Origin of the sequence: Acinetobacter sp. YWS30-1, from assembly GCF_033558715.1 — a bacterium.
GTDB lineage: Bacteria > Pseudomonadota > Gammaproteobacteria > Pseudomonadales > Moraxellaceae > Acinetobacter.
This window is the reverse complement of sequence record NZ_CP114606.1, coordinates 1,097,876-1,111,562: the sequence shown is the minus strand read 5'-3', so window position 1 is coordinate 1,111,562 and position 13,687 is coordinate 1,097,876. Positions and strand designations below refer to the sequence as shown.

The following is a 13,687-nucleotide window of genomic DNA, read 5'->3' as shown; positions in this document are numbered from 1 at the left end:
TTTTTGATTTATGAAAGAGATCTATTATTAACTAGATTACTAAATTGACTTTGTAATGAAAATATTGCCTTATCGAATGTTTGTATTTCATTTTTAAAATTACTATTTCGAAAACATTCTTGCAAAAACTTATTTTCTTCTTTAATTATCGCCCTTAGTTCTCGAAATTTATTTAGCTGTAATTTGACATTCTCAAATGTCTTGTTGGAACTAATAACTCCATCTCTCAATCTAAGATAAACATGCTCAAGCTCAATCACTTTTATTACTATCAATTTACATTGTTCAGCTATTATTTCTGTATTCTTTTGCGATTTCCAAAGATTAAATGTAATTAACAAAGCAACTGGAGCAAACATAGTTGCTGACCAATTCATAGCTATAATTATGATATTTTCATTATCAATACTAAACTTTGATAATCCAAAGACAGCACAGCTAAAGATAAAAAGAAAAAAATAAGCCATTATTAAAATACAGGCTAACTTGATAGGTTTCATATCCTAAGCCCCAAAAGCAATTTAATTTTTATTTAGCAACACGCTCTTTATTTTCCAAAATCTCTGGCAAACTCCGCTCTACCCAGCCAATCAAATAATTTATTTTTTCTGCCGCTTGCGAACCGGTAATGGTCAATTGATATTCCACTTTAGGGGGTACAACCGGATATACCGTTCTTAAAATAAAACCATCTTGTTCCAGCATTTTTAAGGTTTGTGCCAGCATCTTTTCACTGACCCCTTCAATTCGCTGTTTCAACTCACTAAAGCGATGTACGCCCTCACTTAAACAGTGCAATACCAGCACTGACCATTTATTGGTGAGATGTTCCAGTATTTCACGGGATGGACATTCATTGGATAGCACCTGCCCCAGTAATGGACTGATTGCATACTTGGTCATTGAAGAGTTCCTTTCTTGATCACGGTTTTTAGTTATTACTTACTATTTTTAATGTACTTACCATTTGTAAGCTAACAGATTCATATGAGCGTATCAAGGTGAATTTTCCATCAATTAATGTATATGATTTTATTAAGCTGATTGGCCAACTTTATTTTCCACAATAAAAAAGAGCCTCAAAAGAGGCTCTTTTTTTAGATGACTTCTACAAATTATGCATTTGTTTCAGCAGGAACTTTTGGATAGCTTACGCCGCCCATTTGCTCAGCAATACGAAGTACCTGGCAGCTATAACCTACTTCGTTATCATACCAAACGTAGCAAGTTAAACGGTTGCCTGAAGTGATGGTCGCTTGAGCGTCGAATACACCTGCAGTACGAGAACCGATAAAGTCAGAAGATACAACTTCAGTCGAGTTTGTATAACCGATTTGACCTTGAAGGTTAGAATTGATTGAGATTTGGCGAATGTATTCATTTACTTCATCACGATCAACTTCTTTGTCTAAAGTCAGGTTCAGAATTGCAAGAGATACGTTTGGCGTAGGAACACGTACAGAGTTACCAGTCAACTTGCCTTTCAGTGCAGGAAGTGCTTTCGCAACCGCTTTAGCAGCACCAGTCTCAGTAATAACCATGTTCAATGTTGCAGCACGGCCACGACGATCAGCTTTATGGTAGTTGTCGATCAGGTTCTGGTCGTTTGTGAACGAGTGAACTGTTTCAACGTGACCATTGATCACTGTGTATTTGTCGTTTAACACTTTCAGTGTTGGAGTGATCGCATTGGTAGTACAGCTTGCAGCAGAGATGATTTGATCTTCATCAAGGATGTCAGCCTGGTTCACACCAAATACAACGTTCTTCATGTCACCTTTACCAGGTGCAGTCAGAATTACGCGAGCAGCGCCTGGACATTTCAGGTGTTGAGCAAGACCTTCAGCATCACGCCATTTACCAGTGTTGTCGATCACTAAAGCATTTTCGATACCGTATGCAGTGTAATCCACTTCAGATGGATTAGATGCATAGATCACTTTGATGAACTGGCCGTTTGCAATGATTGCTTCGTTTTCTTCGTCTACAGAAATCGTACCCGCAAATGGACCGTGGATTGAGTCACGACGTAATAAAGACGCACGTTTTTCAAGGTCACCGTCAGATGATTTACGAACTACGATTGCTTTCAGGTTCAAGCCGCGGCCTAGACCTGACTGGCTGATCATCAAACGGGCCAGGATACGACCGATACGACCGAAACCGTAAAGCACCACGTCTTTACCTTCTACAGAAGTTGCATTGCCTTCAAGTGATTTCACAGCGTCAGCAACGAATGCGTTAACATCACCACCTTTTGCTTTGAATTCAACAGCAAGTTTGCCTAGATCAATTTCAGCAGTACCGATGTTTTCCACTTTTGCCAATGCTTCAAGGATTGGGAAAGTGTCTACAACAGAAAGCTCAACGTCTAATACGCGAGTACGACGATGCGCTTTAAGGATCTGGATTACAGAACGGTTAATTAAAGAGCGACCGTAAACTGTAGCTACGATATTTTTTTCACGATATAACTGACCTACTAGGGCAATCATACGTTCCGCAAGTTCTTCACGGTTTTTCCAACGACCTTGGTGCTCTGCATGGAGGGCAACGATAGTGTCTTTGCTCACAGATACGTCCTCTAATTAATTGTAAATCTAAGCATAAATTTCAAAACCCGATAATTGTAATGGAATTGGCCGCAAGTTTGAATCAAAAGCTGATTAACTCTGGCCGAAAATCCGATATATTCACTATAAATTTTGAAAATAATTGTAATTAGTCAGATGATTTTGCATTTAAAATTTGAAAAATCATCTATTCCCTGTAAAAACCAGATTTTTGTTAAATGTTGTTTATTCAGCCAAATTTATCATTCAAGAATCTAAACGTTTCTGATAACGCTCTAAATTTTGTGCTAGTGTCAGGCGTCTTTTTCGTTGTTCAATAATGTGTAGTATACCTTCAATTACCAACAATACGACGGCCAGCCAGATCGGAAGATAGGTCAGCCATTCGCCGGCTTCAACCCGCTCCCCTAATGCCATAGACGCAAAAGCCAAAAGTACTGGCTCCAGATAGCTCAGCAGACCAAAAATTACGAAAGGCAGATAACGGCTTGCCAGAATATAACTACCTAAGCCTAAAGCACTTAAGAAGCCCAAACCCAACACTGCCAAGATGAGATGAGGGAAACTGACCATAAGCTTGAGAGAATCGCTATGTACAAAGCCCAGATAGAAAGCCACTGGCAGAATCAGACACAAGTCCCACCAGAATCCACCCAAGTGATCCGTACCAAAGCGACGGCGCAGGAAGAAATACAGTGGATAAGCCAAAGCCACATAGACCGTTTCCCAGGCGATCGAACCGATTCGCCAGATTTCATGTCCCACACCTAATATGGCCAGTGCGACTGCTGCCATCTGCCAGCGCGATAGTTTTTCCTTATAAAGCACACATCCGACCAGCACCATGACTAAGGGCAACAGGAAATATCCTAGGGATACCTGTAAACCGCGGCCATTAATTGGTCCCCATAAAAAGAGCCACAACTGTGTCGTACATAACAGGGAACTGATGATCAACCAGAGCAGAAAAGCAGGTTGTTTGAGAATGCGTTTTAAAATTTGAGTGATATGGCTGAGGTCACCTGACCACCACATGAACGCAGTCAAAAATGGAATGGTCGCCAACATCCGCCAGGCAAAGGTCTGTTCACTGTCTAAAGGCTGCAAAAATGGCGTGAATATATAAAGAACACCAAATACTACTGATGCCAATACCGATAATGCAATGCCTTTATACATACTTCAAACCCAAGATTATTCCAGCGCATTATAACGATTAGTCTAAAATAAAGCTTGAAGATTCATCTGACCAAAAGTGATAGCAAGGCAAAACATATGATTCAAAAAAGAGAAGCATTAAAAAAACCATGCCGAAGCATGGTTTTTATACATAACCCGATTGGTCTTTTATTTTCTTGCCTTTTGGGTCTGTTTGGTATGAATCACATCACTCAAATCATAACCCACAGATTGCGCATATTGCAGGTATTCATTCACCACGTTCTGATCAAGTTGAGGATCACGTGACAATACCCACATATATTTACGTTTAGGCTCGCCGACCAGTACGGTTTGATAATTATCATCCAGTTTCAATACCCAATAATCGCCACGGCCCACCGGCAACCAGCGAATAAACTCTGGTAAGAAACTTACTTTGAGCTTGGTGTTATAAGGTGCATTCTGAATATATGCCTCACCCACTGATTGGGTCACCTGACCATTTTTCTGGATACAGCGGTTATCTACATTAACATTACCATTTTCATTTAATGTATACGTCGCCGTAACGTCACGATCACACTTGTTCTGGAATGTAAGTGGCTTACGAGCCACTTCATACCAGGTGCCCAAATAACGGTCCAGTTCAACTTTCTCTACAGTGGGTAAAGAATCGTTCTTGGCATAAGCCATGGTTGCAGCCCCGAGTCCAAGTAGAACTGCACCACCCACTGCAATTTTTGCAAGTTTCAATCCCGCATGAGGGAGATTATTTTTAGTTGTCATACGATACCTATTTGATCAGGACAAAATTTTCAACATGAATATTTCGTACTTACAATAGCGGCATCCGCAGACATATTTTGTAGCATTATGTTAGGTTTGTGATTGATTTTACGTAATTTAAATCTGTAATTTACACACAGACCTAACTTAACATCTGCGCTTTTAAACGTAAAATTTCATCCCGTATACGTGCAGCCTGCTCAAACTGTAGTTCTTTTGAAGCCTTGAGCATTTCTTTTTCCAGTTTATTGATATGCTTCGCGAACATCTTTGGATCGGCCATGATATGGCGTTCATCTGCACTGATCGCACGGGCCTGATCGGAAGCTTTCAGCTCAATAGTTTCATCATCCAGCACTTCGCCTGTATCAATTTCCTTAATCACCTGACGTACTGCACTACGTGGTGTAATGCCATGCTCTTCATTAAACTGGATCTGTTTGGCACGACGGCGTTCAGTCTCATCAATAGCTTTTTGCATAGAATCGGTAATGCGATCCGCATACAAAATCGCTTTACCTTTCAAGTTACGCGCTGCACGACCAATGGTCTGGATCAGTGAACGCTCTGAACGCAGGAAACCTTCTTTATCCGCATCCAGAATTGCAACCAGTGAAACTTCTGGCATATCTAGACCTTCACGCAGCAGGTTAATGCCGACCAGAACATCATGCACACCGGTACGCAGCTCATGAATGATTTTCACACGCTCTACGGTATCAATATCGGAGTGCAAATAGGCAACCTTGATTCCATATTCTTTTAAATAGGATGTCAGGTCTTCCGCCATACGCTTGGTCAATGTCGTTACCAGCACACGTTCATTCATTTCCTTACGGATATTGATTTCAGACAATACATCATCGACCTGCGTCAAGACTGGACGGATTTCAATTTCCGGATCAATCAGACCGGTTGGACGAACCACCTGCTCGACCACCTGTTCAGATTTTTCCAGTTCATATCGTGCAGGTGTGGCACTGACGTACACGGTCGTCGGTACAATACGTTCCCATTCCTCAAATTTCATTGGACGGTTATCCAGCGCACTTGGCAAGCGGAAACCGTAATTCACCAGATTTTCTTTACGGGAACGGTCACCTTTGTACATGGCTCCAATTTGTGGAACCGTCACGTGCGATTCATCGATAATCAGCAAAGCATCATCGGGTACATAATCAAAAAGCGTCGGTGGTGCTTCGCCTGCCGGACGACCCGATAAATGACGTGAATAGTTTTCGATACCGTTGGTATAACCGAGCTGCTGCATCATTTCCAGATCATAACGGGTACGCTGCTCGATCCGCTGAGCTTCCAGCAACTTGTCATTTTCACGGAAAAAGACCAGACGTTCTTTTAACTCATCTCGAATCGTTTCAATCGCGCGAGCCAGATTGTCTTTAGGTGTTACATAGTGACTTTTAGGATAGATCGTGACACGCGGCACTTTACGGATCATTTTCCCGGTTAAAGGATCAAACCAGCGAATGGAGTCGACTTCATCATCAAACAGTTCAATCCGGATGGCATCCTGATCCGATTCGGCTGGGAAAATATCAATGATCTCACCACGGATACGATAGGTACCGCGCAGGAATTCCAGTTCATTACGTGAATACTGCATTTCGACCAGACGACGGATAATATCATCACGACCAATGCGATCCCCTTCCACCACATGCAGCAGCATGCTCATATAAGCATTCGGATCACCCAGACCATAAATTGCAGACACCGAAGCAACAATAATCGCGTCACGTCGTTCTAAAAGTGCACGGGTGGCCGAAAGACGCATCTGGTCAATGTGGTCATTAATCGCCGCATCTTTCTCGATAAAGGTATCTGAAGATGGCACATAGGCTTCTGGCTGATAGTAGTCATAATAACTAACGAAATATTCAACCGCATTATTCGGGAAAAATGCTTTAAATTCGCCATAAAGCTGTGCAGCCAGCGTTTTGTTATGGGCCATGACAATAGTCGGACGCTGGGTACGGGCGATGACATTGGCCATAGTATAGGTTTTACCTGAACCGGTAACCCCCAGCAAAAGCTGATCGTGATAGCCTTTTTCTATACCCTTGACCAGCTTTTCAATGGCCTGTGGCTGATCGCCAGCAGGTTGATAATTAGTCACCAGTTCAAAGGGTTGTTTATCACTCATAGCTTTAATCATTTCACTGCCGATATCGACTCAATTTATTATGGGGGTAAAACTGAATTACTCAATCCCTATCCAGGTTTCTGTTTAGTAAAATAAATCGAGTGAAATATTATGCTTTCGTAGCTTAAAGTCGTTTTAGATCTAAACTTTTCTATCAAAATTGAATCAGCATAAATTTCGAGCCGGATCATTACTTCATTCTAGCTTATTCGCTATTCAGCTAAAATTTCTGGACAAAGTTCTGCCTTATCTGATGACGTAATAAAGATTAATTTCGTCTTGACCCTTATAGCGTTCAAAGGCAACATGAAGCTAATCAGGACATCGAATAAAAAAGCCATGACTTACCATTATCACGATGAAAGTATTGTTAAATCTCTGCCAGAAAATACGGTATTTGTTTTCGGAAGCAACTTGGCTGGACAACATGCCGGAGGAGCAGCCAGAACAGCTTATGAGCATTTTGGGGCGGTCATGGGGGTTGGTCGTGGTTGGGCAGGTCAAAGTTATGCGATTCCGACTATGAATGAGCATTTGCAACAGATGCCTCTCTCACAGATCCAGCACTATATTGATGACTTCAAGATTTACACCAAGAACCATCCTAAAATTAAATATTTTATTACTTCGGTCGGTTGTGGAATTGCAGGTTATAAAGTTGAAGAAATTGCTCCGATGTTCAAAGGCATTTCTCACAATGTTATTTTCCCCCAGTCATTCCGGCCTTTTGTAGAAAAAGCGCTTCCGAAAATTACGTCGCAATTCCTGCATACCATCTTTCGGGATTCGGTGATTTTTACTCCGGCGACAGATGAGCTGATTGATGTGCTGGCACTGACCGATAATGAAAAGAGTCTGGCCAAGATTCTGCTCAATACTCAGATTTATCCGGTCGACAGCAATGGTCGCGATCGTGTATTTGAGATTGAAGATATTCTGCATAACCTGAATGGCAAGATTTTTGATTTCAAGAACAATTCTGAAGGTTCCATGCTGTTTGGTGCCGTGATTCTGGCGTTACTGGAACTTTATAATATTAATGAAAAAGACTTTATTGATGTCTGGAAAGGTGATCGTGAGATTGCCCCGCCAAAACCTGAAAATAAGGCGCGTAAAACAGTTCGCTAAGAAGATCTCAAATTTTACTCATAAAAAAGCCATGAACTTCATGGCTTTTTTATTTGTTAACGTTTGCCCATTGAACGGCGTGTACCACGAGGTGGCATCCAAGTACGATCGGCATAACGCTGCGGTTTAGGCCGCAGATCTTCCAGAACTTCATCTGAAGCAGATTGTTCTGCCTGTTTTAATGGAAATGGTAAATTAACCAGAGGCTTTTTCTTGGGAGAATTTTGGGAGCTCATGCGCAATACTCAATAATTTATGCGGCTATTGTACAAAAAAACTCTATCTGCTGTGTACCACCGGTTGGCTAAATTTATTCAAGCTTTTTCTAGTAGGTTTTGAGCAGAAAATTTCCTGATTTCTTGTACAAATCGCGTCCAGGATAGAAAGCTTAAATCATTATTTAAAACTTAGATTAATGAGAAAAATGTTACCCACTTATTATTCTATTACTTAGATAAAACTGAAAATTTTATAAAAATTAATATCCTATTTATCTTCACTATTCATAATAATTTCTACATAAATATATATTTTATTAATACAATTTATACAAATTTTGGCATTTTTTACTTTCTGTTAACTTTTCACTACTCGTTCTGTAACTGTGTAAATTGGTGAGATTTAACTAAATTGTTCAATAGAAAAACAAATAACTAGCACGGACAAGGAGTCCTCTGAACAATGAAGACAATCATGGTATGCATGGCAGGTCTAGCCACATTACCCCTGCTTGCACATGCAGAATCCCCATATTTCAGCCTACAGGATGGCGATGGCTTTAAGCGATTTTCCGTTTCAGTCGGTGCACTGCATGTCATGCCACAAGGAAAAGCACAACCATTTGCGGTAAATACAGCAGTTCAAGATGGTGAAACGGCTAAAGTCGGTGACATATCGATCGCCGCAGTCAAAGGCAATCTTGATCCTGCCATGGAATCGAATCTTTCAACCGGCTTCATTAACCTCATCGATGGCTTAGGCGTAAAAACTTTATCTGGTAATTTAAGTGGTAGTGCAGAGATTTATGGTCTGGAAAGCTGGAATAATGCCGGAACGGGTCTGGAAGCCGATGATGTCACTACACTCGGGATCATGACCAACTATTTCTTTACTGACAATGTCTCACTGGAAATAAAGGCCGGCATTCCTCCCAAAGTCGACTTGCAAGGTAAAGGCAAGATTTATGCACCATTCTCTGCAATGGCAACGCCAAGTATTGATTTAATTCCTCAGATACCGGGTAGCATTGATTTACCGAGTATTGACTTAAAAAATGACATCCCGATTACGGATTTGGAAGCGTATGGACCGGCAGCATCTGCACGTGCCTGGACCCCGGCTTTTGAATTTCAGTACCATTTTGGCAAAACAGGTGTCAATAAATTCCGTCCTTATGTCGGGCTTGGACTCATGTATGCCTATTTCAATGAACTGGAAATCAATTCAAGTACTGAACAAGACCTGATTAAGGCCGGTCATATGATTGCCAACATTAAGGAAGGCAAAGCTGGCGCTTCTTTAGATGGCATAGAAAGTAGTGCTAATCCAAAAGTTGATCTAGAAGCGTCTGATGCTTTTGCTCCTGTCGCGACTGTCGGCTTTACTTATGACTTTAATGATACCTGGTTCGCGGTAGGTTCTGTATCTTATGCTCATCTGAAAAATGACACCACGATTACGGTAACAGATGCAAATCTAGGTGAACTGATTCGCTCTAAAGCCGATATTGAAGTCAATCCAATTCTCGCCTATGCCGGATTCGGGATGCGTTTCTAATCAATTAATTCTTTCATTAAAAAAACTGAATACTTCAGGACAACGGCTACGGCCGTTGTTCTGTTTTCTGACGTTCTATGCAGCTATAAAAAAAATTTATCGTTTGATTAATTTTTATTTTATCGCCTCTCTAGGTTGAATCGAATACTATACTTATCAACTTTATATGCATGAATGACTTATGGCTGACAGTCAATTTTCCAGAACCCTGATTTTTATGTTGATTGGCACTGCCATTATTCTGGCTTTATCTTTGGGGATTCGTCATGCATTTGGCCTGTACCTGGTGCCAATGAGTGAAGAATTTGGCTGGGGTCATAATGTCTTTAGTTTAGCCATTGCCATGCAAAACCTGATCTGGGGTGCTGTTCAGCCCATTACTGGTGCCTTCGCTGATAAATATGGCAGCAAGATTGTCGTTGCCATTGGCGGTGCTTTATATGCGCTTGGCCTGTTATTGATGGCTGTCAGTTCAACCGGATTATTATTGAATCTCAGCGTCGGACTGATTTTAGGTCTGGCCTTGTCTGCCACCTCTTTCCCGGTTTTATTATCTGCGGTTGGACGAGCTGCACCACCTGAAAAACGTAGTCTGGCAATGGGGATTGCCAGTGCAGCAGGCTCCTTCGGCCAGTTTATTATGCTGCCTTCAACATTATTACTTTTACAGAATGTCGGCTGGTCAGCAGCACTTGTTGTCAGCGCAATTTTAATCGCTTTGATTGTACCTTTGGCCTGGATGCTACAAGCCCCGATGTATGTCGATCCGAATGCGACTCCTACACCGAATAAAGTTTCACTCAGTTTTAAACAGATTTTAGTGATAGTCAAAAACCATAAGCCGTTCTGGTTTCTGGCGATGGGCTTTTTTGTCTGTGGCTTTCAGGTGGTCTTTATCGGGATTCACCTGCCGGGTTATCTGATTGATCATGGATTCAATGCTACAACTGGCACCATTTTCCTGGCGCTGGTGGGCCTGTTTAATGTTGTCGGTACCTATACGGCTGGCTGGCTCGGTGGAAAGTATTCCAAACCACGTCTGCTAATGGGCTTATACGGTCTGCGCGGGATTGCGATTATCGCCTTTTTGATGCTGCCTTTAAGCACCTGGACGGTCTATGCATTTGGTGTCATCATGGGATTATTATGGCTTTCCACCGTACCACTGACCAACGGTATTGTTGCCAATATGTTTGGCGTGAAATATCTAACTATGCTCAGCGGGATTGTATTCTTTACCCATCAGGTCGGTTCATTCTTTGGCGGTTGGCTCGGTGGTGTAAACCATGACATGAGTGGTAACTATAATGCGGTATGGATGTTGTCGATTGCCTTAAGTATTTTTGGCGTACTGGTGCACTTATGGGTGAATGAGGAGCAAATCGTACATGACTGATTCGACCTTTCTGCTCAAGCTTTCCATTGCGGTAGCGATGGTACTTCTCCTCGCTATTTCTCTATTGCTCTGGAGCCAGACTCCAGAACTGTTTGAGTACTTTAATCAGGCTTTTTGCGCACACTGATTGTCAAATATTTGACATTTTTCAGCAGCTTTAGGACTTTGTTTTGCCATTTTAATTAAAAGATATCAAATCAATCATTTAGATATTTTTATTAAGTTTTTCATAAGTTTAGCAATTCTTTTGATTTTATTTTTGCTCTGGTTTTTTTTAGATTTTCTGCAACAAGAAAATTCAGAGACTTTCCAATGACAAGCTTGACCCAACTTTCACAAGCCATTCACGATGCACCACGCTGGCATCAGCAAGATCAGTTCCAGAATACTGATGAAATCAAAATTGTCCCGCAGGCAGATCAAGCCCTAGGCGCAGTGGTTTATGGCCTCGATGCCCGTAAAGCCCAATCTGGCGAAACCATCCTGCGTCTGAAGCAGGCTCTGGCTGAACATTTGATCCTGATCTTTAAGAATCAAAGTCTGGATGATCTACAGTATCTGGCATTTGCCACCTATTTCGGTTCGATTTTCCGTCCAGATGCCGACACGCCAGTGCTGGCTTCTAAAACAGATACGGGCACTCCACCTGATGTCGTACCAGTTTCCAATGCAGTCGGTCAAGGGGATTACACCGGTCATGGTGAACTTGCACCGCATGCCGATCACCAGTGGACACCGTTACCTTCTTTTGGCTCTTTACTCTATGCCATTGAACTGCCAAAAGACGGTGGCCAGACGTCCTGGATCAATACCATCAAGGCTTATGAAGCCTTAGATGAAAAAACCAAAGCAAAAATCGATCAGTTACAGCTCATTACCTATAATCCATTTGTACGCTTCCAGAGCAATAAAGGTGGTAATGCGTATGCGGGAAATATGCCAAAATATCGCTTTAAAGATCAGCCAATTTTAGGTCATGCCTATCCGCACCCACTGGTACGCACCCATCCTGAATCTGGCCGTAAAGCACTTTGGTTAAATACCCATACTGAAGTTGAATTAGTGAATTATGACGATCAGGCAGGTAGTGAACTGATTGCAAAATTACGTGAGCATGTCTTAAAACCTGAATTCGCTTATGAGCACAATTGGGAAGCAGGCGATATCGTGTTCTGGGACAATCAGGTTACTCTACATTCACGCCGTCCTTTCCCTGCTGATCAGCGCCGTTTATTAAAACGTATCAGCCTGGCAGGTAGTCGTCCATTTTAATCACCATAAAAATATAGGCTCTAGACTAGCAGATTTACACTTAATTTTACCTAATGAGGTTCCACAGCTCAGTTGCTAACTCATTAGGTTCCCTCATCCAACGCCATTCAGTTTCTTTAAGATGATAATCAAAGTACTCTTTTGATATGCCGTTAAACTTTGCTAGCCTTCTTTTACAAAAGCTCCAAAATGATTCTATTCCATTTATATGACATTCTCCTCTAGCAAACTCATTTGCTCCGTGATTTACCCTAAAATGCTTTGAATAACCCACATCAACAAGACCATTATAGCCACGCCATCCATCACTATAAATCACACTCTCAAGTGAAACTTTACCAATGATAACCTCTTGTAAAGTCTTCATTTTACAGTCAGGTACGATTTCAGTATAGACGCGCCCATTACGTTCGAATATTCCAAATACTGGCTGTTTTAGAGTCCCACGACCACGCTTTAACTTTCCATGAAACCCACGTTGCCTTTTCGCTCCAAAATAGCTTTCATCTACTTCTATTGAACCAACAAACTTAGCTCTTAAATCTGTTTGATGATCATAGATAGTTTCTCTAAAAAGCATGTACCAATAGTTAATCGTATTACGATTTAAATTGAGTAATAAGGCTGTTTTGGAAGCAGGAATATCAACACAAAAGCATTGAATAATTTTTTTAATCTTGTAGTGACTTAATTTACTGTTTTCTATCATGATTCTAGACTAACATAATCATTTTGCTAGTCTAGAGCCAAATATAATAACAAGAAAGGTCATTTAAGCCTTCGACAATAACGACTCATCATGTAGATTTTCCGCCATTGAGGAATGACCGCCTCAATGGTTTTATTTTTAAATCTTTAGTCGTCCTATTTTGGGAATATCAGGCTAGAGGCTTTAAATTAACTTTTTTAGAAATACAGCTTTTAACAAAATCGGTGATTGGATTACTTTTTCTCACTCAAACTGCCTAGTGTATTTTTCCTTTTCTGTTTAGCGTATTAAAAATCAAGCCATTGCTATAAGCTGCAAAAAAGGAGAAGAAAATGAACGAGATTCAATTTTCAGATTGTATCCGCGCATGTATGACCTGCTCGCTGGCCTGTACCAACTGTGCCAGTGCCTGCCTGAAAGAAGAACATTTAGAAATGATGCGGGAATGTATCCAGCGCTGTCTGGACTGTGCTGATCTGTGTCAGCTCTGCGCCCGCATGCAACAAAAGCAATCTCCATTTATGAAAGAGATTTGCGAGCTATGCGCAAAAGCTTGCGATTATTGTGTAGAAGAATGTGGCCATCATGAGGATGATCATTGCCAGCAATGTGCCGAAGCTTGCCGTCGCTGTGCTGAAGAATGCCGCAAAATAGCAGCCTAATTTCCAGCATTACTGACTAGATTGAATTTTTTCAATCTGGAAAATAAAAAACCCGCAAGC

The 13,687-nt window shown here is 41.3% G+C and carries 14 protein-coding genes; 6 read left to right on the top strand and 8 right to left on the bottom strand.

What is annotated here, in order from left to right; genetic code table 11:
* Positions 1–8: 8 nt before the first annotated feature.
* From O4M77_RS05135 to uvrB, 6 genes are all read right to left on the bottom strand, one after another.
* A complete protein-coding gene (locus O4M77_RS05135) occupies positions 9–500 on the bottom strand; it encodes a hypothetical protein (protein ID WP_323713956.1) in 492 nt (163 codons plus the stop codon).
* A gap of 28 nt (positions 501–528) precedes the next feature.
* Positions 529–903: a helix-turn-helix domain-containing protein gene (locus tag O4M77_RS05130; RefSeq protein WP_323713955.1), complete on the bottom strand. Its 375-nt coding sequence runs from the start codon at positions 901–903 to the stop codon at positions 529–531.
* A 212-nt stretch (positions 904–1,115) separates the two neighbouring features.
* A complete protein-coding gene (locus tag O4M77_RS05125) occupies positions 1,116–2,573 on the bottom strand; it encodes a glyceraldehyde-3-phosphate dehydrogenase (RefSeq protein ID WP_004782721.1) in 1,458 nt (485 codons plus the stop codon).
* Between the two features lie 246 nt (positions 2,574–2,819).
* Entirely contained in the window at positions 2,820–3,752 is a 933-nt protein-coding gene (gene rarD / locus O4M77_RS05120) for an EamA family transporter RarD (protein WP_034702892.1), read from the bottom strand.
* Between the two features lie 168 nt (positions 3,753–3,920).
* Positions 3,921–4,520, bottom strand: a complete 600-nt coding sequence (locus O4M77_RS05115; RefSeq protein ID WP_125278386.1) for a lipocalin family protein — start codon at positions 4,518–4,520, stop codon at positions 3,921–3,923.
* A 142-nt stretch (positions 4,521–4,662) separates the two neighbouring features.
* Entirely contained in the window at positions 4,663–6,684 is a 2,022-nt protein-coding gene (uvrB, locus tag O4M77_RS05110; protein ID WP_034170047.1) for an excinuclease ABC subunit UvrB, read from the bottom strand.
* A 339-nt stretch (positions 6,685–7,023) separates the two neighbouring features.
* On the opposite strand from uvrB, the gene O4M77_RS05105 reads away from it, so the two are divergent.
* Complete coding sequence (locus O4M77_RS05105) at positions 7,024–7,812, top strand: hypothetical protein (RefSeq protein WP_323713954.1); 789 nt, start codon at positions 7,024–7,026, stop codon at positions 7,810–7,812.
* A 56-nt stretch (positions 7,813–7,868) separates the two neighbouring features.
* On the opposite strand, the gene O4M77_RS05100 is transcribed toward O4M77_RS05105, so the two are convergent.
* Positions 7,869–8,048, bottom strand: coding sequence for a hypothetical protein (locus tag O4M77_RS05100; protein ID WP_004782731.1), 180 nt, complete (start codon positions 8,046–8,048; stop codon positions 7,869–7,871).
* A 445-nt stretch (positions 8,049–8,493) separates the two neighbouring features.
* Between O4M77_RS05100 and O4M77_RS05095 the strand changes: the two genes are divergently transcribed.
* The 4 genes from O4M77_RS05095 to O4M77_RS05080 all read left to right on the top strand — a co-directional run bounded on the left by O4M77_RS05095 (position 8,494) and on the right by O4M77_RS05080 (position 12,256).
* Positions 8,494–9,588, top strand: a complete 1,095-nt coding sequence (locus O4M77_RS05095) for an OmpW/AlkL family protein (RefSeq protein WP_323713953.1) — start codon at positions 8,494–8,496, stop codon at positions 9,586–9,588.
* A gap of 181 nt (positions 9,589–9,769) precedes the next feature.
* Positions 9,770–10,984, top strand: coding sequence for an MFS transporter (locus tag O4M77_RS05090; RefSeq protein ID WP_323713952.1), 1,215 nt, complete (start codon positions 9,770–9,772; stop codon positions 10,982–10,984).
* Positions 10,977–11,111 carry a hypothetical protein gene (locus tag O4M77_RS05085; protein ID WP_034170050.1) on the top strand — a complete coding sequence of 45 codons (135 nt, stop codon included), beginning with the start codon at positions 10,977–10,979 and terminating at the stop codon, positions 11,109–11,111. The genes O4M77_RS05090 and O4M77_RS05085 overlap by 8 nt, the downstream gene beginning before the upstream one ends.
* A gap of 185 nt (positions 11,112–11,296) precedes the next feature.
* The gene (locus O4M77_RS05080) at positions 11,297–12,256 is read left to right on the top strand and encodes a TauD/TfdA dioxygenase family protein (protein WP_323713951.1); all 960 of its coding nucleotides are present in this window, start codon (positions 11,297–11,299) and stop codon (positions 12,254–12,256) included.
* 46 nt (positions 12,257–12,302) lie between these two features.
* On the opposite strand, the gene O4M77_RS05075 is transcribed toward O4M77_RS05080, so the two are convergent.
* A complete protein-coding gene (locus O4M77_RS05075) occupies positions 12,303–12,965 on the bottom strand; it encodes an IS1595-like element ISAcra1 family transposase (RefSeq protein ID WP_004783898.1) in 663 nt (220 codons plus the stop codon).
* Between the two features lie 332 nt (positions 12,966–13,297).
* Here O4M77_RS05075 and O4M77_RS05070 point away from each other — a divergent pair, with 332 nt between their 5' ends.
* A complete protein-coding gene (locus O4M77_RS05070; protein ID WP_284879220.1) occupies positions 13,298–13,627 on the top strand; it encodes a four-helix bundle copper-binding protein in 330 nt (109 codons plus the stop codon).
* The last annotated feature ends 60 nt before the right edge of the window (positions 13,628–13,687 follow it).

Coding starts and splice junctions, on each gene's coding strand:
- O4M77_RS05135 (WP_323713956.1), bottom strand. CDS start 500: ATGAAACCTATCAAGTTAGCCTGTATTTTAATAATGGCTTATTTTTTT.
- O4M77_RS05130 (WP_323713955.1), bottom strand. CDS start 903: ATGACCAAGTATGCAATCAGTCCATTACTGGGGCAGGTGCTATCCAAT.
- rarD (WP_034702892.1), bottom strand. CDS start 3,752: ATGTATAAAGGCATTGCATTATCGGTATTGGCATCAGTAGTATTTGGT.
- O4M77_RS05115 (WP_125278386.1), bottom strand. CDS start 4,520: ATGACAACTAAAAATAATCTCCCTCATGCGGGATTGAAACTTGCAAAA.
- uvrB (WP_034170047.1), bottom strand. CDS start 6,684: ATGAGTGATAAACAACCCTTTGAACTGGTGACTAATTATCAACCTGCT.
- O4M77_RS05105 (WP_323713954.1), top strand. CDS start 7,024: ATGACTTACCATTATCACGATGAAAGTATTGTTAAATCTCTGCCAGAA.
- O4M77_RS05100 (WP_004782731.1), bottom strand. CDS start 8,048: ATGAGCTCCCAAAATTCTCCCAAGAAAAAGCCTCTGGTTAATTTACCA.
- O4M77_RS05095 (WP_323713953.1), top strand. CDS start 8,494: ATGAAGACAATCATGGTATGCATGGCAGGTCTAGCCACATTACCCCTG.
- O4M77_RS05090 (WP_323713952.1), top strand. CDS start 9,770: ATGGCTGACAGTCAATTTTCCAGAACCCTGATTTTTATGTTGATTGGC.
- O4M77_RS05085 (WP_034170050.1), top strand. CDS start 10,977: ATGACTGATTCGACCTTTCTGCTCAAGCTTTCCATTGCGGTAGCGATG.
- O4M77_RS05080 (WP_323713951.1), top strand. CDS start 11,297: ATGACAAGCTTGACCCAACTTTCACAAGCCATTCACGATGCACCACGC.
- O4M77_RS05075 (WP_004783898.1), bottom strand. CDS start 12,965: ATGATAGAAAACAGTAAATTAAGTCACTACAAGATTAAAAAAATTATT.
- O4M77_RS05070 (WP_284879220.1), top strand. CDS start 13,298: ATGAACGAGATTCAATTTTCAGATTGTATCCGCGCATGTATGACCTGC.